Consider the following 21,028-nt stretch of genomic DNA (forward strand, 5'->3'; position numbering starts at 1 on the left):
TCAATTCCGCTCCCTTCGATCAGCGCGCGGTGGAGCTCGCGGCGCGATCGACGACGCACGACTGCGCGCACCGTCGATCGCCTGCTGGAGCGCGCCCAGCCGGACCAGCTCGGCGAGCCGCCGCTCGCTGATCGCGATGACAAGGCCGTCCGCGGCGGGCCATGCGAACGTCACCAGCCGTTCGACGAGATCGGCGGCCTCTCGGTCCGGCACGTGGGCACGGAGCTCGGTATGAAGGCGGTCGCTCCGGAAGACGAACAGCGCCTCGCCGTCGCGTAGCGCTACTACCGGTGGGTGCCGGTTGCCGCCAAACGCCGGCTGTTCCTGCCACATCCGGGCCAAGGCCCACGAGATCAGCTGGGTCTGTTCCGGACTGAACCCCAGCCGGTAGGTGTGGTCGGGCAGCCGCACCGCGCCGGGGTACGCCGCGTCGGCGACCTCCCGAGCCGTCTCGAGCTGTCCCCGCAACCAGCCCGGGAGCCGGCCGGCTTCGACGACCTGGCTCATCCAGTCCAGCCGAGCCTCGACCATCAGCCGCCGCACCGGATCGGGGATCACCGCCACCAGCTCGGCACGCCGCTCGACGACGTGCTGGTAACCGGCCAGCAGATCGGCCTCGGTGAGCAGGCCGAAGACCTCCCGCGCCGCCCTCGTCTCGAACCGGCGGCCGTCGATGGCGATCTGGACGTGGAACTCGACCGGGTCGGCATCCAGCGTCATGCCCTTGTCGAAGTCGACCAGCCCGACGTTCCCGGCTCGATCCCGAACGAGGTTCGCCGTCTTCACAGCACGCAGGTCGATGTCCCCGAGCACCGCGGCGGCGGCATGCAAGCGCGCCACCTGAGCGCGCTGGACCGGGTCGTGGAGGTCGACCTGCTTGCCCCCGCGGTAGTGGCCGACCTCCACCCTCTCGCTCGCCCGCAGCACGACGTTCCCACTGCCGTCCAGCACGTCCTCGGCCACGACGCCCGGCCACGTGAGCACGGCCGGCGCTCCCAGCACCCGGTACGCGGCCGCCGTGTCGAGCGTGCGGTCCAGGTGGTCGGGGCCGCGGGGATGCACCACGAGGTGGCCGCGATCACCCACCGGCTTCACCAGCACGGCGGTCGGCCGGCGGCCTTTCGTCTCCAGGGTGGCCACGTACTCCACCGCGGGCATGGTCGACGGAGCCGGGGATGGGGGCTGGTCTGTCGGGCAGTCGTCCATCGCCAAAGGCCGCCACCCGTTCTTCGGATCGGCGCCGTACAGCCCTCGAACGATCTCGTGTTCCAGCGCGATCACGGTCCGGGGATCGAACCGGCTGATCACGGCATCGAACGGGGCTCTGGGCACGATCACCGCGCTGCGCCCGGCCTCGAGGACGTAGAGAACGCTCACCTGGCGCAGGCCCGGCACGGTGAGCCCGTTCACCGCGTCGAGCCCGTCCGCGAGGTACAACCAGAAATTGACCGCAGCCCACAGCCCACTCGGGCTCAGCCGATTCGAGTCCGCGAGCGCGACCCTCCCCCGGTCCCGCAGCGCGCGCACCTCGTCGAGCACCACAGCGACCGCCGTCGGATCGGTGATGACCACGAGGCCTCGATCCGATTCGGCGATCAGCACGCCGCGCCGCCGCTCGGCAGGCTCGTGGTTTCCACGAGGGCCGGGGACCACGGCCGCCGCGAACAGGTGGCCCGCACCCGACGCCACGTCGGCCTGCAACAGCTGCACGGCCAGCAGCACGGCCAGCCCCGCACTGACGACCACCAGCCGGACCACCCACGGCGGTGACGCCGACGATGGCGTCAGCTCCTCGGGCCGCATCGGCCGGGTGGGCACCCCGTTCGGCCGACCGAACGGCACCGCCGCCGCCGTCGCGAGAGCACCGGCGTTCCCGCCCAGGACCATCGAGAGTGCGGCGCCCGCGATGAGGCCGGCACCCACCTGCCACGGCAGACGCTGCCCGTACCAGGCCTTCGCCACATCGCGCACCCGCTCGGTGGGCGCGAGTCCACGCAGCTTCGGCCACACCACGGAGATCTGCGCCGCGAGCCAGGGCCCGGCCACGAGCAGCAGGCCCACGCCCGCCGCGAGGATTCCGTACCCGGCCACCGCTGCAGCCCAGCCGAGGCCCGCGCCGAGCAGCACCCACCAAAGCCGGACCAGCTCCTGGGCACCCCGGGAAAGAGCCCCGGCCAACAGCCGCCGCAGCACGCCGGCGATCGCCTCGCCGGCCACCCGCAGGGCGTGCCCGGTCCACTTCCCGGCCGCCCGCAGCAGCCGGTACCCGAGATAGGCGACCACGAGCAGCACGAGTGCCTTCAGGAACGTGGCGTCCGCACCGGAGCTGGCCGGCGCGGCCTCCGGCGAGGTCGCAGCGCGAGCCGTTCCACCCCAACCGGACACGGCGGCCAGCACCCACCACCCGACGATGCCGGCCCCGACGATCGCCAGGGCCTGCCCGGGGCCGACCCCACCGGTCCGGCCGGAGCCGGGTTGCGTCGGCCCCCCGCTCGGAGACGCCGGTCCGCCAGGGGCTGCAGGTCCCATCGGACCGCCATCCGGTGGGCCGCGGTTGTACCGCTCGGGTTCATACCCCCCGCCGCCCGGGGCGGGATCACGGCCGTAGCGGAGGACGAGCACGACCGCCGACGCCAGCGCGGCCAGCGCAGTCGCAGTCATCAACCAGGTGATCCCCGACCACCCCGCCGCGTGGCCCACCGGCACACCCAGCTGCGCGACGCCGATCCCCCACATGAACTTCGAGATCGTCGCGGTCGTGATGACCCGCGCCCGATTCGCCGTCGCCACCCGCTTCCGCACCATCGCGAAGATCCCCAGGATCATCCCGGTGGCGCCGGCCTCGGCCACGAACGCGGCCACCGCGATCCCGAGCGCGCGGAACTGCCCGCCGAAGAAGTGCTGCCCGACGAACGCAGCCAGCACCCCCACCACCAGCGACACCGCCGTGACCAGGATGAACATCCCGGGATTGCGCTCGACCCGCTTGCCGAAGACGACGCCGAGCACGCCACCGGACACCAAACCCATGCTGAGCAGCGTCAACAACAACGGCGAGGCACCGCTCAACACGTCGCGCCAGTGCCCGTCGAACAGGATCGACGTCGCCACGGTCAGCCCGAACGCCGTACTCAACCAGAACGTGAACGCCGCCGTGGAGGTGAGCCGGCCGTCGCCGCTCTCCTCCACCTGCTGACCGGCTTCTGACACCTTCGACGGCGCGGTCATCCACAACGCGACGGCCGAGGCGATCGCGAACGTCATCGACAGCCAGGCCGCCGTGTCCGTGCTGGTCTTCGCGACCACGCCCTGCATGCTCAGCAAGCCCACCGTGACCACGCTCGAACCCACCAACACCAGCGCGTTCGCGTGGCCGGCCAACCGCACCCGCCCACCCCGCTCGGCGTTGTGCGCGTCGCTCCACGAGAAGGCCGCGACGCTGATCGCCGTCCACCCCGACGCAGTGAAGCCGAGAAGGAACGAAGCCGCGTACAGCCAGCCCGAACCGCTCAGGAGCAGCGCATACGCCGCCGCGTTGCCCACCAGGTAGGCGGCCATCTGCCGCCGCGGCGACAGGTCCGGCCACCTGGAGTTCAGCACCAGCTGCGCCACGAGCCCTGCCAGATTCCCGACCAACGCCACGGTCTGCAATTGCCCTGGCCGCAGGTGCAACGCCTCCGACCAGACCGTCACGGCGTAGAGGCCGAGCGCGGTCATCCCCATCCCGATCGCGGCACTCGCCAGGAACGCAAGCCGGTGCCCACGCCCGGAATCCGCCCGCCAGTGAGGCCACGGCAGGTCCATCAATCCGGCCCAGGACGGGGCGGGGGGAGAGCCGCCCGACGGCGAGCCGGCTTCCACACCCGACGGCGGAGGCCCGAGCCGGGTGATCGCCCAGGCCAACACGGCGACGACGAACAGTGCGACGCCGATGCCAGCGACGAGAGCGGAACCGGTGAGCGCGTACAGGGCCTGGTAGCCGGTGAAGCCGGCCAACGCGACGAGCCCCGCGGCGAATCCGCGCTGCAGGCCCTGCGCACCCAGCAAGGCCTTGACCGTCCTGTTGGTCATGAGCTGCTTGGCGGCCAAGCCGGCGACGACTGCAGCGGCGGCGATGACGAGGCTGCCAGTCGACGCGTCCTGCGCGGCCTGCCCGAAGATGCTGGTCAGAGTCGGGATCGAGACCAGCGCGCCGCCGGCGCCGAACACGCCCGTCACCAGCCCGACCACCACGCCGCCGGCCAGCCCGCCGACGTTCAGGCCGGCAATTGCCATCGCCAGTACGCCGGCCACGGCGGACACCACCAGCGCCGCACGGCCGACCCCGACTCTCGCCAGCAGCCCGGCCGCACCGAAACGCACAGGCGCTGACTCCGCCGCGGATCCTGCCGTGCGTGGCCCTGTCAGCAGCGTCCGCCACCATGGCGGCGGAGCGCGGGCCTGCGCGTCGTCGCGCGGCTCGACGACGCCTTTCTCGTCGTGCGTCGCGGTCGGTTCGGCGCGAGGCGCACCGGCCGCTCGGCCGGCCGGCCGTCCGGCATCGCTGCCCCGATGGTCGGACTGCCCGGTCAGCAGTCCTTCCTCTACAGCGGTGGCCAGGAAACCGATCCCTCGGATCTGGGACGCGATCCGGCCGGGCCACGCCATCACTCGGGAGGCCGCCTCACGCAGCCGAGCACCACGCTCGGAGTCGTTGTCGCCGCCCGAGGGTTGGTCGAAGCTCCGCAGCGCCGTGATCAGGAGCTCCCGATCGGCGGAGCTGATCCGGAGGGACCTGCGGCGGGCCTCGCCGGCGGCGAGTCGCCAGTCGCGGCCCCGCCGAGGAGCCCAGTCCGGGTGCAGGAACAACGCCCTGGCCGAGCCGACGTCGTGGATACCCGACATGGTGAGCGCTTCCAAGATCTTCTTGATCTTCTTCGCGTCCTTCTTGGCGTCCGCACTGGCCGCCTTCAGCGCGGCCTCCAGGTCGTCCAACGGCAGGATGCGCAGTTTCACGATGAAGGGGGTGATCACGGCCGGGATGACCACGACCGGGATGACCAGGAGCGCGAGCAGCAGGTTCCCGGACTCCACGACGTCGGCATAGGGCAGCCCGGCGGCGAGGCGCTCGCTGAGCATTCCCGAGTAATCCCCGAGCAGCGCGGCCGAGATCAGGCCGCCGAGCGCGACACTGGCCGCCTTGGCCGTGTTGTTCAACGCCGCCCAGGTCGTGCCTTCGCCCCACCGGTCCAGCGCCTGCCGCGCCCACCCCGCAACCACCGTGCCGACGATCAGCAGCAACCCGGCCGGCAGCAGCCCGTAGCTCAGCGCCAGCCACACCGCGGGGAAGGCGAGGATGACGGGAAGCCGCATGACCGCGACCAACACCCGCCCCTCGTCGACGTCGCGGCCGAACTTCTGCGCGATCGCCCCCGGCTTGCCGAGCAGCGGCTTGAGCGCCCCCTTCCACTTCCGTCCGGCGTAGATGGTCACCAACCCGCGCACGGTGATCAGCACGCTCACGGTGAGCGCGGTGGTGCCGACCGCCTGGGCCGGGTCGTTCAGCAACACCAGCTGGTCGATCATCTGTCCGCCCAGCGCCGTCGCATACAGCCCGGACAGGACGGTCAGCATGTGGGTCGACAGCAAATACCTGGCCAGCCCCGACGGAGTGCCGACGACCTGACGGAACGCACCCGCGATCGACGCCCACACCGACGGCGGGGCCCGCAGCACGGGGTCCCGGCCCTCGCCGCGCATCGCCAGCCACAGCCCGACGATCAACGCTGCCTCGATGATCCCCAGCGCAACCAGCGTCACCCGGACCCCGACGGCGGCACCCGCGCCCACGAAGGCGCTGCCCAGGAGGGCGAGGCCGAGCACGATCGCCACCGGCAGCACGAACGTGCCCACCCGCTGTGCGGTCTGGAACCGGCTCTGACGGTCGTCCTTCAGCCCTGGCGGCACGTGGTGGCGGCGATCCAGCAGACCCCGCGCGAGCGTGGCCACCGTGCCCAGTGACCCGAGCCCCACCATCGCCACCGGGAACATCAGGGGCGACGGCACCACCGCCGCTGCCACCACCAGAGCCGCTCCCGTGAGACCGATGGTCACGGTCGGGACCATGTTCGTGATCAACCGGTCGCCCAGGCCCGCCGCCGCGAGGTTGGTCACGGTGGTCGCCGTCCTCGCGGTGGCCGCCTGGCCGGTCACCCACGATGACGACTCGTCGTAGTACTCGGCGAACTCCGCCGACGAGGTCGACGTGGCGTTCGGGGCCTGCCCCGCAAACGCCGCCGTCCACGCCGCCAGCTCCACCATGTACCGCGACCACCCGTACATGGCCGCATGACGCACCAGGCGCACATCGCGGCGTCCGTATCCGGCCACCGCGGCCGCATTCGACGCCTCCAGCACTGCCGCCCACTCGGTCTGCTCCGCCGCGTCCTTGGCCCGCTCCCGGCCCCGGATCTCGTCCGACAGCCCGGCCACCGCCCGGTATGGCCCGGACGTCTGCAGGTGCGGCGGCAACTCGGCCAGCTGCCGCGTGTGCACCCGCTCCGCCCGGAGCAACCGCCACCGCGCCACGACGAGCGCGACGGCCCGGCCGATGTCTTCGGGGGCCAGATCCGCATGGCGACCGGCCGTGATGAACCGCCTGATCGCCACGTCCCGCGTCTGGCCCGACCTGGCCAACCCGTCCATCAGGCGCATTGCCCTCGCCAGCTGGCGGCGCTGACGCCCCAACTCCGTCGCGATCCGGTCGACCCTCCGGCTCAGCGGTCGGACGTCCGCGAACTGCGCCCGTAGCCCGTCGCGGCCACCACGCTTCCACGGCGGCAGCCGGGCGAACCGGTCCGGATACGCCTCGGCCCGGTCCCAGATCGCCTCCCGCAGCGCCCCGCGTACGGCGTCGGCCAGCTCCGCGGACGACCGCTGCGTCGCCGTGAGATCACCCAGCGCCTTGGGCAGGCTGCGCGCCATCGCCGCCCGCAGCTCCGGCGGCGCCAGAGTCCAGAGCTGTGCGAACACCCCCGCCGGCACCAACTCTGGCCCGCCGTTCCGGCGCTCGAAGCGCAGTAGTCCGGAATCCACCAGCTGAGTGACGATCCGGTCGACGGCGTCCGGCAGGCCGGCCAGGTAGGCCGACAGCTGCGCCCGCTCCGGCCCCTCGCCGGGTGCGGCACGATCGGAGCCCAGGTCGTGCATGCTCGCCCCGCCGGAGCCAGTGCTCGGCAGCGCCCGGACCACCCACTGGAGCACGTGGATCGGCGCGACCGGGGTCCCGACCGCGGGGGCCCTGGCGTACCTGATCGCGCGCCAGCCGCGTGCGCGCTCGGCAAACGACTGCCGTCCCTTTGCCGCCGCGCGCCGTCGCAGGAACACCACCAGCCCGGCCGCGCCCGACGCGCCGGCGCCCCACAGCCACCACCGCCCGCTGCGCGCCTCACCGGCGCCCGCGCTGGGGGCCTCGGCGGCCGACGTGGCCGGCGGTGCCGTCGTCTCCGGCCGGGCGGTCGCCTCTGGCGGTGCCGTGGCCTCCGGCCGGGTCGTCGCCTCCGGAGGATTGGTCCGTTCCGGCGGCGCCGTGACCTCCGGCTGTGGCTTCCTCGCCGGCACGTCCAGGTGCCAGCCGGGACGGATGTTGTCGGGATTTCCGCGAAGCCGTTCGCGGTTCAGACGCTCGATCGCCTCGACCCCGCTCGGCGTGTTCCCACCGAGCTCCCACACCGTGTCGCCGGGCTCCACGACGATCTCGGTGGTCGGTGGCGTGGGCTCCCGCGCCGGGCTCGCCACGGACGTCGTGCTGAGTCCCAGCAGCACCATCACCGCGGCGGCAGCCGTGACGAGCGCCGCCCGCCCGAGCCGGACGAAGCGGGTGCGCGTAGGCCCGCGCGGGATCGCGGCCGCCGCGGCGATCCCGCCGAAGGACATGCCGTGCGCCACCACCCACACCAGCACCGCGACGGCCACAACCACGGCTACAACCACGGCGGCCGCTACGACAGGCCTCCGATTCGCGGCGGCAATGGCCCGGTCGAACCGGCCGCGGGTGACGAGATCCTCGCCGGGTTCGGCCGGGATACCGGCCGCGAGGAGACGGAGCACCTCGTTGAGGTAGTCATGCACCGCTGAGGGCTCGGGCGCCCTCGCGTACCGGGAGTCGGAAAGGGCCGAGGATGCCTTCGTGACCGGTGCGAGGTAGTTGCCGTCGGAGTCGATGACGGCCCCACCGGACATGCCCTTGGCGGACTGGGCCACGCCGAACTCGAGCTCGCGGTCCACCAACCCCACGAACGGCCCGGCGGTGGCGATCCGGTGGCCACTCGGGAAGCCGACCACGGTGAACCGTTCCCCCTCGCGCGGCCTCGAGTCACGGAGGGGCGCCGGGTCGTATCCGGTGATCCCGGGTACCACAGCGACGACGACGTCGAGCTTGTCGAACTCAGGCACCGTGATGATCGCGGCGACCGGGTGACCATCGATGCGGAGGTCCTCGACGCGTTCCCCATCGATCACATGCTTCGCGAGCAGCACGAGCCGATCGGTGTAGATGAACGCGCTGCCTCCGCTCTTCGCGCCGACCACCTGGACGACGCGGCGATGGGCTTCCGCGACCGCAGGTTGGTCGATCGGCCAGCTCATCGTCGACTCACTGCCCAAGCCGTCCCGACCGGTGGCATAGAAGTTCGTGATCAAGTTGCGGCCGGTGTCGTCGAAGGAGACGACGAACTCCCACTCGCTTCCGAACAGGTCCGGCAGCCACACCCGCAGCAACGTCGCCTCACCCGCCGGTTCGACCACCGCTCCCGGCTGGTCCAGCGCGTGGGCGAGCATCGCGACGGCGTCGGCCGGCGAGCGCACCTCGAGCCAGGTCCGCTTGGCATGCGCCCGGATGGTGAGGGCCAGCGAAAGCACCGCCAGCTCGAGGGAACCGAGAAGCGCCTTGCCGGGGCCATCGCCCACCAGGCTGGCGAGCATCATGCGAAGCATGGGGTTCACATCGGGTTGGAAAGCGCCGTCGGCATCACGCTGCTCTGCCACATCCGGGGCGAGGTGCCGGCCTCCGAGGTAGAGCCGGCGCAGGTGCAGGGGCAGATCGGGGTTGACGGTCTCGTACAGGACCTCACCCTCGCCGAGAACCTCGGTGAACCTCGGTGCGACCGCGCCGATGCCGAACAGGCCGATCTGGCGCCCATCGCCCTTCAGGAAGGGCGCCGCCTCGACGGCCTGGTCGAGCAGCATCCGAGCGCGCCGCCCGAGCTTGCGGGCGACCACATCCCTGGTCAGCACCTCCAGGCCGTGCTGACGGACGATCCGGGCGATCTTGACCGCGACCCACTCCAGGTCGCGATCGCGGCCCCGCCCCAGCAGGGCCACCCGAGCGGCGGCAACAGCCTGGACGCGGTATGGAACGCCAATCGGCTGGGTCGGGCGCTTCTCCGCCCGCGTCAACACGATGAGGTGCTCGTGCGCGCCCCATGCGACGGCCGTCACCCGCCGCCACAGCGGCGCCCGCATGCCGCCTGGCTCTTGCTGCCACACCTCCCGTGCCACCTCGGCGACGTCGGAGAACCGTCGACGCCAGTCGACAGCGGGCGCGCGCAGGGTGGCGAGGAACGCCCCGAGCATCCAGGCCGAGCCGTACCAGGCCGCCACGAACGGGCGCATGTGTGCCTGCCGTTGCCGCGCTGAGGCCAGTCCCGCGGCGGCGCGGCGCTCGAGCACGCTCGCCCACCGCACCACGCGTGGGCTCACGACCACCGCCATGACGCGCAGCAGCGCCACCTGGACGCCCAGCCGGACGGTCCGCCACCAGCGAGCGCCCCCGGCCGGTAGCGCTCGCACCGCCGCCAGCTCAGCGGAGAGCAGGACCTCGGCCGACCTGACCTGATCCTGCAGCCCCGCGGGAGCGGTGATCAAGACGAAGGAGTACCAGGTGGTCGCGGCCGCCGCCTTGGCCGCCGGGACGATGGCCAAGTACAGGAGATGCCTGCTCTTGTCCCCGACCCACCCACGCACCCGGTCGAGGCGGCTCGCCCGCATCCGGGCGGCATCCCGCTCGTCGTAGCGCGCAATCCGCCAGTACCGGGCTCGATCGAGGTCGGGTGTGGCGTGCCAGTCCGCGGACATCCGCCCGGCCCTGGCATGACGCCAGCCTTCCCTGAGCCGGGTGTCGGTGGCGAACCAGCGCCCGTCGACCTCGACGAGGTGGAGCCGGTCGAGCACGTCGGCCACGTCCTCGACCAGCCCGGTCGCGCGCAGCGCGCGGGCCAGCGACCGCTCAGAGACACCCGTCACCGGGGAGCCGGGCGACGGCAACCACCGTCGCAACAGCCCCCACGACCGCAGCGGCCGAAGCGTCCGCAACACCTCGACCAGAAGATCGGTCTCGGCCACTCGCAGCTGCCCGAATTCAGGCGGGCCACCGAAGGCCTCCTCGTCGGTCTCCCCCCAGCGGTGGAACAGCAGCACCGCGTCCGGGGCGGGCTCGATCACCTCGCCCGGTCCCCGTGCACGGCTCGTGCGCGCCCAGTCCCGGAACTCGGTGGCGTAGGCGATCAAGGCGTCCGCCCACGCCGGGTGAGACGCGCCGAAGGTGTCGCGGATCCCGGCCGCAATGCCGTCGTAATCCGCGATCAGGCGCTCCAGCAGCGCCCAGTCTCCCCCGACCGTTGCGATCCTCAGAACTTGCGACCACGTGTCCGGCGGAGCCCAGCCCGCGACATTCCACCCCGTGGCTTCGCTGCCGCCGATCGCCAGCCGAGCGACCGCCGGAACCTGGGCGGCACCGAATCCAGCCCACGCCGCAAACCGGGTCTTCACCAGCGCATACAGTGCGGTGGGCCCCACGTCGACGCCGTAGAGGCGCAGCTCGTCCGAACCGTCCGCGCCACGAACCAGCCGGTACTCACCCTGAACCTTCACGAACGCGAGCCGGTCACTGACCAGGCGGTTGTCCAGGTCGTACTTGACCAGCCTCGGCAGGTCCACGACCGTCTTCCCGGCGCGGCGCAGCACCTCGTCGAGCGCCGGGTACCCGGCAAGGCCCCCGCGGTCGTCGACGAGCTCTGCGAGCCTCCAGGGCCGCGCAGTCTCCCGCTCGAGTCGCTCGAGCTCCTGCGTCAACCTGATCAACTCGTCGGTCGCCTGCCGCCACAAGCGAATCCAGCCGACCACCTCGCCGGGAGCGGCCTCGGGAAGCTCGAAGAGATTCAGGTGAACCGAGTCAGCCAGCGAGAACTCGGAGCGCTCCCCCTCCGGTCCGTGGGAGCTGGTCGACCGCACCTCGATCCCGACCGGCATGATTCCGCCGGCGGCACCGCGCCAGGGCACCATGGCGCCGGCGGCGAGCAGCCCGCCATCCCCGCCGTACCCAGCGATGAGCGACCAGATCGTCGCGCCGACGACCACGCCGTATCGCAGGTAGCGGAGAACCCGGGCACCGGTCGGGGTCTCCGACCAGCACGCCGGCCCATCCAGCAGCCAGGCCAGCGGCCGGACCACGCGACCTGCCAGATCTGCCGGCGGCGCCCTGCGAGGGCTCGACCACAGCGGCAGACCGATCGCCATCGCGACCACGTCCTGGCCCACGCCATGCGGGTAACCGGCGAGCCCCAGCGCGGCAAGACCGCCCAGAACGATCAGCGTCGTGGACGTGCCCGGGCCGGCGCGCTTGTCTCTCGTGCCGGCCGCGAGCGGGCTCCCTCGGACGGCCTGGAGCCTGGCGAGCAGGTAGCTGATCGCTTGGAACCCACCGGCGTCGTCGAGAGGCGACGTGCTGTCCAGCATCAGGTCGAGGTGGACGAGTAGTGCCCGGTAGATGGCGATCTCGGTGGTGTCGGCGACGGTCGGGTTCGGTCCGGTCCGGTTGTCGATCTCCGCGAGCAAGGCGGTGCCGAGCGAGGTCAGGCGGTAGATCTTGCGTCGGCCGGCGGACTCCGGTTCGGCCACCAATTCCAAGCGCCGGAGGCGGTCGAGCCAACTGCGTACCGGCTCCATGGAGAGATCCGGCGATGTGCCCAGCTGGTCCCCGGACACCCCGTTTGAGAGCAGATTCAGCAGCCGGAGCGGCGTGGCGAGCCGGCCTGTGTCCGACACCGGCTCGATGACGGGACCGGTCTGCTTCAGCAGCTCGATCACGTCGGCGAGCGCGCGGACCCCGTACCTGTCGAGCGGCGGAGACAGGGTGCGGAGCAAGTTGGCGAAGGTGATCAGGGCGGCAGCATGACCCCGGTCGTGGATCTCCTCGACAGCGCGTGCGTCACGCAGCCAGGCGACGGCGCGCGCGGACAGCCGGTAGCGGATCCGCCCACGGCCGTCCAGCTTCTCCAGCACCCCCCAGCCCTCGAGCCGGCGCAGCCAGCCGCGCAGCGTGAACTGGTCCATCGGGACGAGGGAGATGAGTTCGGCGACGGTGCGTGGCCCCCTGCGGAACGACGCCAGCAGGTCGCCCACGGAGAACGGCCAGTCAGGTGTGTCGACGAGTCGGCGGAACGCCATGAGAACCGGATCGATCGGCTGGTCGAGCCGGAGCGGGGCGGCCCGCAGCACACGGAACAGCCCGGAGTCACTCAGCAACGCGACCGCGTGCGGCCGCAGCCGCCCTCCCTCAGCGAGGCCGAGGGACTCGAGGACGGTCAGCCCCATCACGAGCGCGTCGTAGTCGACCGACTGGACGCGGGTCAGCTGGATCTCGGTGAGCTGCGCCTTTGTCCGCGCCTCGACGATCTCGTCCAGCAGGTCCAGCCACGTGTAGGTGGAGTCATCGGTGCCGGCGCGGTAAGGCAGCTGATGCAGCGGGCTGGCGAGGATGTCTCGCAACCGGTCCAGGGCGGCTTTGATCTCCAGGGCGCGACGGCCCGAGTACAGCCCGGTGTTGGTTGCCAACCACGGCGCGAACGTGGTGAGTGCCGCGATGTAGTCCCGGTCGGCTGCCGGGTCGAGCTCCTTCAGGTTCGCCGCGTCGGTGAGCAACCGGACGAAGGCTGGATGCAGCCGGTGCCGGTGTGGCCACGACGTCTCGTCACGCACGACAAGGCCCCAGTCGACGAGCCTGCCGACATGCATGCGCATCGAGATCTTGCCGACGGGCGCCAGCTCGACCAGCTCGCCGGTCGCAATACCCTCGTCGTACCGCTGCTCATGAGCGTGAATCGCGGTGACGAGGTGGCGCAGCGACCACCTTCCGCTCAGCTTTCCGAACGGCACCGCCGCCATCGCAAAAGCGCCGGGATCGCGGCCGAAGACGGCCCACAAGACCGCTGCGACAAGGAAACCGAGGGTGGCATAGCGGAACAGGTGCAGCGCCAGTGGCGGCGGCCCGCGCGGGGATCGAACGTGGCCGCCGAGGCGGTCGATCACCCATCGCGTCGCGAGCGGTCCCCAGGCCACCAGGAAGAGCGCGATCCCGAACACGCCCGCCCCGAGGTGTTGGGTGTGTTCGGCCACCAGCCGGCCGACCACACCGCCGATGAGCAGCGCGGACGCGGCCGTGCCCAGCCCGTGGCGTCGAGCGGGCGGGGCCGTCGGGCCGCTGATCCCTCGCTGGAGCTGGGCCTCGATGTCTCGCAACACGGCATCGATCTGCTCCGGCACGTAACCCAGTTCGATCGCTCGGACCCGCCGCTCGTCGAGCGCCATACCCAACACATCGATCCGCTCCGCGAGGTCGTCAATCCGTCGGGCGATGAGATCCGGGTCGTGTCCGGCAAGCGCCCGTGCATCACTGACGGCGTCTCGGGCCGCGTCGAGGAGTTCGGCGCCGCGCTCGAAGTCGGCGGGGACGATTCTCGCCAGCAGGTCTTCGGCGTAGCCAAGGCTCCAGATCGCGGCGGTGCGCAGGATGTGCGCATCCGCCAGGGCGGCGGGCTCGGTCAGACCGCGAAGCGGCGCGATCAGCGGCTGGTAGATGGTCTGAAGCAGGTCGGCGAGCCGGCGCAGCCGCGGCGAGCCGAGCCCCTCTCTCCGGTACAGGTCGAGCTGCTCGGCCAGCGGCGCGGCGAGCAGATCGGCCACGGTGAGCATCCGGTCGAGCTCATGGCGGCGTTCAGCGTCGGCAAGATCGATCGACTCGGTCGCCCACGTGCGCGCGATCTGCAGTGGGAGGTACAGGCCTGACAGCGCGCTGAACCGCTGTTGCTCGGTGCCGGCATCCCAGGCGATGGTCCAGGCTCGGGCCGCCAGCTGGTCCCAGAGTCGATCGGTGGCCTCGACGATCGCGCGGTCGAGCGCTCCGCGGAACTGCAGCTTCCGCGCCGTTTTGCGGGCGTGCTGGATGCGTCCGACGGCGTGCAACAGCTCGGTTTCCGGCTTGGCGAACAGCCCACGCAGCTCGGCCATCAGCTGTGCGGTCGTCGTGGCCGACCGCCACCACAGCACGATCACGGCGCCGGTGGCCACCACGGCGGCAGCAGCGCCGAGGTAGAGGGTCATCATGCCGGCCGCGGCCACCTCGGCTGCAGCGTGGGCAGGGGTGGCAGCGAGCAGGACGAGACCTGCGGCCAGGCCGACTACCACGACGGCCCTGGCCGCCGGGCGTCCGTACTTGTCGATCGCACCGATCAGCGTGAGCAGGCCGATTCCAGCGGCACCGATCGCGAAGTTCTCGAACCCGTAGAACGCGATCACCGAACCGGTGGCGATCACCGCCGCCGCTGTGCCCAGCATGGTCCTCGGGAGATTCGTTCCCGGAATGGACGGTGCCGACCCCTGGAATTGCTTGACGTAGTTCTTCTTCTCCTCGACGGTCCGGATGCGGTCGAACCCCGACCAGATCTTGTTCTGCGCCTCATCCGACAAGTCGCTGTCGCGGAGTTTCTCGGCAAGCTTCTCGATCTGCTCCCGCTCCGTGCGGTAGACGAACGCGTCCGCGAGTTCCTTGAATGCCGGGTTCTGGAAGAAGCTGCGGGTGATCCAGCGCCGGACGGCGCTGCGGTAACGCCGGTGCCCCAGGGTGAGCAGCGCGTTGGCCAGGTACTTCGGAAGCCCGGCGATGTGGGCGGCGTAGTCGGCGACGGCGATCTGGTTCAGGTGTTGCACGGCTTCCCGGACCAGGGGGTCGGTGAACACCTCGGCAACGAGCGCCGGGTTCAGCTCCGCGAGCGGATCGGGTGCGTCGCGCAGCCGGATGCGGTTGAGGCTGCCGTCCTCGTTGATCCGGGTCGGGCTGGTCCACCTGCCGTTGGTGGTGTCCTCCAGCGCCCCGATGGCCTGAGCGTGTGTGAAGAGTTTCCGCAGCCTTCTGGGCAGCTTCTTCTTCAGCCGGTCACCGCGCACATGAACCTCGTAACCCTTCTTGGTGCCGGGGTGCGGGTCGTGCGGGGACTCGCCGAAGAAGGCGTAGCGACCTTGGAATATCGCCGGGTAAAGGACCTGCAGCCAGACCTGGATCGACCCCTTGAAGCTCGAGTCCACCAGGGTGATCCGGGCGCCCCGCGTGGTGACCGGGACGCGCTCGGCGAGCTGGTAATCGGTGAGCCGCGCGTGGGCGCCGGGAACGTCCTCGGCCTTGAATTTCCCGGCCGGCGGGCGGAACTCGTTGCCGTCCGCGAACAGTCGGTCCCCGTACACGTCGACGACAGCGGCGCCGACGATGGCCCGGGGCAGCACGAGCTCGGCGACGCGTGCAGCCAACGACGCCGGGGCCAGCGCGAGGAACGCGTACATGAAGGTTGTGCCGTCACGGCCGACGAACACCAGCGTGGCGTCGCCCTTCTCGACGTCGTCACGCAGGTCGGGCAGCATGTCGTAGACGATCTTGGTGATGAACGGCGCTTGGTAGCGCCAGGCGACCTGGTAAGCGCGCCTCAACGCCCGCAGCACCCGCGGCTCGGTGAGCCCGAGCTCCTCACTGATCTGTGCGACCGCTTTGTCGACGGACGGCGGCGAGCGAGGCTGCACCGTGTAGCGCAGCCAGCCGAGCACCCGGCCGAGGACCGGTGCGATCCATGCGATCAGCGTCGCCACGATCGCCGCGCCCATCGCCGCCAGCCCGACCCAGGCCATCCCGTCGGCCAGCGCGCCCATCGAAGCTGCCGCGGTCACCGCGGCCCCGGCCATGAACAGCCCTGCGACCGTGCCTTCGGCGGTGACCGACCCGCGGTCGCCACCGAGGCCGGGTCGCTGCTCGGCGGCACGACGCGCCTTCCGGTGCAGCGTCCGGAACTCGGTGCGCAGCTCGTCGGCCCGCTCGGCCAGTACCTTGAACTCAGCGGTGGCGGGCGCGCGGGCAAGCTGCTCCCACACGTAGGCCAGGACGTCGGCGGCCGGGTCGTCGCCCAGCCTGCTGAGCACCTCCTCTGGATGCATGGGCAGCTCGTCGCGGAGGTCGCGGATCAACGTCGCGAGCGATTCGAGGCCGTCCTGGACCAAGTCCGCGAGCTGCCGCGGGCCCGGCCCCGGTCGACCGAAGTCCTGCCTGCGGTGCGCCGGCGGAACAGGGCGGGCCGCGTCGGTCGCGATCCGGTTCTCGAACGCGGTGAGCGGCTCCGGGCCGAGCCCGACGATCCGGCCGCCGCTCTGCAGCGTCGTCGACATCACGATCCGGCCCTGCGCGTCGAAGCCCGGCACGCCGGGGACGTCTCCCCGCAGCATCGCGATCGTCTCGACCGTTCCGCCATCCACCGCCACGACCGGGGTCTGGGTCGTGATCTGGGCACCGGCCGAGTGGCTGATCAAGGTGACCAGCTCACCCAGCCGCAGCGGGTCCGCCCGCACCGGCATGGCCGGGCGGTCGAGTCCCCACACGCTGAACTCCGCGAGCTCTTGCATCGGGTGCGGGACGCTGCGCAGGCCGGTGATCGGCAGCTCGTCCACCGTGAACCGGCCGTTCACGAGCTCGGCGACCTCGTAGGCCACGTGAACGCGCGCGGGGCGAGAATCGGTGGCGGCCTCGATCACGACGCCGGTAGCGATGATGCGGCCGGCGTCGTCCCGGATGGCGACCACGCTGCGCTGCGCGGCCGCCAGGCGCAGCCCCGGGTGGGCCATGAGGCCGGCAGGCGCACCCTCGTGAATCGGGTAGAGCCCGACGACGAGGTGGCGTCCCGCCCCGATCCCCTGTGTCACCAGCTCGGCCTCTCGGGTCGCGGCGTCGCCGTCCCACGACATGGTGGCGACCGGCCCGTCGAAACGGACCCGGGCCACCCGCAGCACGCCCTTCTCGTGCAGCGCGATCGGCGCCTTCGCCGTTGCGGCCGCCACCAGCTCCAGCACCCGGGCCTCGCGCTCCGCCGCGGACATGCCGGGGATCCACGCCGCAGCGCCGTCGGCGAGCTCGGGCAGATCGGTGATCACCACGACGCCGAACGGTGCGTCGTGCTCCAAGTTCGGCGCGCCACCGGCATCCGGCCGGGTCGTCCACGCGAAAGAGCCGTACGCCGCTGCAGCCAACGCATGGCCGCCGTTGGTGGTGCCTTCCAGGGTGGTGGACCCGTTCGAGCTGTCGACCGCAGCGCCCGGGCCGGTATCCGCGCTCGAGGGCAACAGGCCGAGCCGGATGGCCTTCTCGACGGCCATGCTGATCAGCTCAGCCAGCTGCGGAGCTGTCAGCATGTCGGCCCCACCGATGTGGTCGAGGTCGAGGACGTCCTTGCCGGTGAGCATGCCGGCGAGGAGATCGCCGGCGAACACCGAACTGCCGGAGTTTCCGGGTGAGGTGGGGATGAGTGCCTGGCCTCGGCGCCACAAGCCCACGTTGACCTTCCACGCAAATCCAGGGCGCCCACGAGAGGCCAGCAGGGTGCCCTCGACCGGCTCCTCGGTAGCCAGCTGGGCGATCGCCGGGCCGTCGCCGGGGCCGTAGAGGTTGGGGAAGTCCGCCACGATCAGCGCGAAGTCCACGGTGCCGTTCCAGCGCGCGGTCAGAGCCTTGCGATGCGACGGGCTCAGCTCATCCAGCTCGATCCGAACGTGGGTCGCCGGCTGGAACCCGAGATCGTCCTGGCCGACCACGAGGCTCGCGTTGTTGCGGTCCACCACGTGCAACGGGGTCACCCCGACGTACTCGCCCACCCGAACCCCAGCAGCCTCGGAGTCGGCTGTGCGGACCTGGAACGTGGCATCGAGGGCGTCCGCCAGCCGGGGTGAGGCGTCGATCGCCGGGCCGCGGTAGAAATTGTCCAGCCATTGCCGGCCCTCCCGGTCGCGGCGCACCGCGAACTCCACCCCGTGGGGGAACACCGAGGCCCACGGCCCGTCCAGATCGGCATGCAGCAGATACAGGTCCTCCGCCACGCGCCGGGGCCGGCCGAACCGGCCGTGCCGCCAGGCAGATGTCATGGCGCCGAACACGACCTCGCCGTGCGCCGGGCCACGCCACCCCGCCGGCGCCGCCCACCCGGCGTTGGTCCAACGCAGCTGGTGCAGGAGGGTGGCCAGGTATCCGCCGTGGCGGGATGATCCAGAGCCGCGCAGCCACAGCGCACCCCGGCCCGGGTCGTCGCTGTCGAGCCTCGGCACCACCTGGCCGTCCTCGACCACCGGCACGGCACCGGCCGCGATCAAGGCCGGATCGATCGCCCACGCCGATCCGCCGTGCTGCCCGAGCCATCCGTGCGCGGCGAGGACATCGGTCAGCTGCTCTGCGGGCACCGAACCCCAGCCCCGCAACTCCGCGATGGCCACGGCGCCCGACCGGCGATCGATCAGCGGGCCGGCCACCTTGATAGCCCGCGTGCGCGCGGCCATCAACTCGTTCAGCCCAGGCACGCGGGGCGGCAGCAGGCGATCGTCATGCACCCGGTCCCAGCGCGCGAAGGTGAACCGATGTGAGGCTCGCCGGTGTTCGAGGGCCACCCTGTCGAGCAGATCGAACAACTCGGAGTCGACGACCAGCAGGTCGGCGATTCGCGCGTGCACCAAGTCGCTGGTCGGGTGTGCCTGCTGCCCGAACTCCTCCTGCAGGAGCCGGTCCTGGAGGCCCTCGAGGACCACCATGCCGACGAAGCCGGGCGGAAGCTCGGCGTCCGCGAGCCCCGCCCAGCGGGCGAATTCGGCCCGGTTCAGCGTCTGTCGCGGTCGGGAAGCGGCGGCGGCCATGCGGACCGCAGCGGCGTTGCGCCCCGAGATCTCCTCACCGGAGGCGCTCACCGCCAGCAGCGGTTCGTCGGCCGAGCGCACCGGGTTGAGCGCGGGCACGTAGCCACGATGCAGCTCGTCGAGCACCGTCCGCATCGGGTGCTTCCGCCCCGGCCGCCACCCGGCGAATGGCACGGCCGCGGCCAGTGTCGCCCCGCCTGCGTCGTGGCCATATCGACTCGCCAACACGGCAACCACCAGCGCCACGGCCGGCAGCACCCGCCAGAACCCGCGCAGCCAGACCAGGACAGGGCGCACCGGAGGCGCCCTTGCCCGTGCGCCACCGCTGTCGCCGATCGGCGTGTCTGCCCGACGCTCTGCCGCGGCCGACGCACCGGTCCCCGGGGTTGCCCGACCCTCGGAGTCGGCCGTACCCGGCTCCGAACCGCCGACAGGTCCCGCGCCACCACCAGACGCGGTCGGGCCCGGCCGGTTGTTGTCGTCGGGGCCTGCGGCACGGGCGTCCTCGCCCGTGTCCGGGTGCACGAGCGTGACCCGGCCGTCCTTCTCGACGAGCACCGAGGCGGCCTGGACCGCTTCGACCAGCACCGCGCGGGTGAACCTCGACAGCTCCGTGCGCCGGGCGCCGCCTGTCGGGGCGTCGGTCAGCGCGAGCAGCTCGCCGACCAGCGCGTCGACGGTCATCGTGTCGGTGCCGGCCCGAACCATGATCTCGACGACGTGGTCGGCCACCGTCTCGCGGGCGAGCACCAGTTCCGCCACCAGCTCGGCGACCACATCCTCACGCCCCGCACGCAACGCGGCGAGCAGCTCGATGGGCCAGTCATCCCTGAGCCGGCGCGCGGCGATGTGCCCAGCGACCTCGTGCGTCCGCTGATCGGGGACGTAGAAGACCGTCCCGAGGGGGAAGAACACCATTCGGTGCAACACGTCGACGGCTTCCGCCAGATCCATGCCCGTCCGAAGATGGGCACGGAGGTTGCCGTCCGAGATGAAGCGCACCTTTTTGTCCTCGGCCAGCGCCTGCCATGCCGAGGGCGGCGCGGAGTACACCCGATTCGTCTCGCCGAGCACCTGCCGCAGCAGGGCCACTTGAGCGTCGGTGTAGTCGCGAATTACGGCGCCCGGATACGCGGTCGACAGGGGCACACCCAGACGGTGGGTCACAGCGGCCAGTGCGTGGCGCAGCGGCTCGGGCGCCAACGCGCGCACCGAGACCTCGTCGGCCAACGGCTCGGCGTCAGCAGTGATCAGGCCGGCCAACAGACCCTCACTCGAGAACACGAACCCGCGGTGCACGCCGGTGACGGCCGCGACTCCGATGCGCACCTCGAGGCCGGACACGTTCATGACCCGCCCGGGAACCATGATCGCTCGCTGCTTCTCGGGCTTCCCGGGACGGGGATTGGGGTTCTCGTGCCAGAGCAGCAGCAACACCAGCTCACCCGGCCGCACGGATCCGGCGGTCTCGGCTATCGGAGCGAACCCCGGCTTGCGTGGAACAATGCGCCGCAACCGCACCGCCGCAACCCGGACGGCGTTCGGGCTCGGATCGGCCTTCGTGGTGATCGCCCAGCCCCGGTGGTCCGCCTCGAAGGTGATCCACACGCTGGCGCGTCTCCATACCTTGCCGCGTTTCGTCACGCCCGGCGCGGTGGCGGAGTCCGCGAGGAGCCGCGTGCTGGTCCGGTGCTCGAGCCGGATGCTGCTCGATGGCTCGTGCCGGTACGACTTGCCGGTCCCGTGTTCGATCACGAACTTCAGCCGGGACGACGACTGCTTCAGTGCGTCGACGTCTGCACCCCCGGGGTACAGGTTGAGCAGTACCTGCGGGTACTGCTCTGAAGACTCCCTTCCATCGGGTGCCGTGTGGACGGCCCGGGGCTGGAGCACGGCGAGCTCCCACTCGGTATCCGGCCGGTTCGTCGACACGCGCGGGAACGTCGCCCGGTAGAGCTGAACGATGTCCTGGCCGTCGGACGCGAGGAGCGTGACCACCGGTGTGCCG

At 71.5% G+C, this 21,028-nt stretch carries 1 protein-coding gene (only partly in view); it reads right to left on the reverse strand.

The genetic code is table 11. The features are described from left to right. Positions 1–21,028, reverse strand: partial view of a rhomboid family intramembrane serine protease gene (locus tag K1T35_RS44885; protein ID WP_220257718.1) — the end only. It continues 39,395 nt past the right edge of the window; 21,028 of the gene's 60,423 nt are visible here — the last part of the coding sequence; the start codon falls outside the window, past its right edge; it ends in the stop codon at positions 1–3.

This window comes from Pseudonocardia sp. DSM 110487 (genome assembly GCF_019468565.1).
Classification (GTDB): Bacteria; Actinomycetota; Actinomycetes; order Mycobacteriales; family Pseudonocardiaceae; genus Pseudonocardia.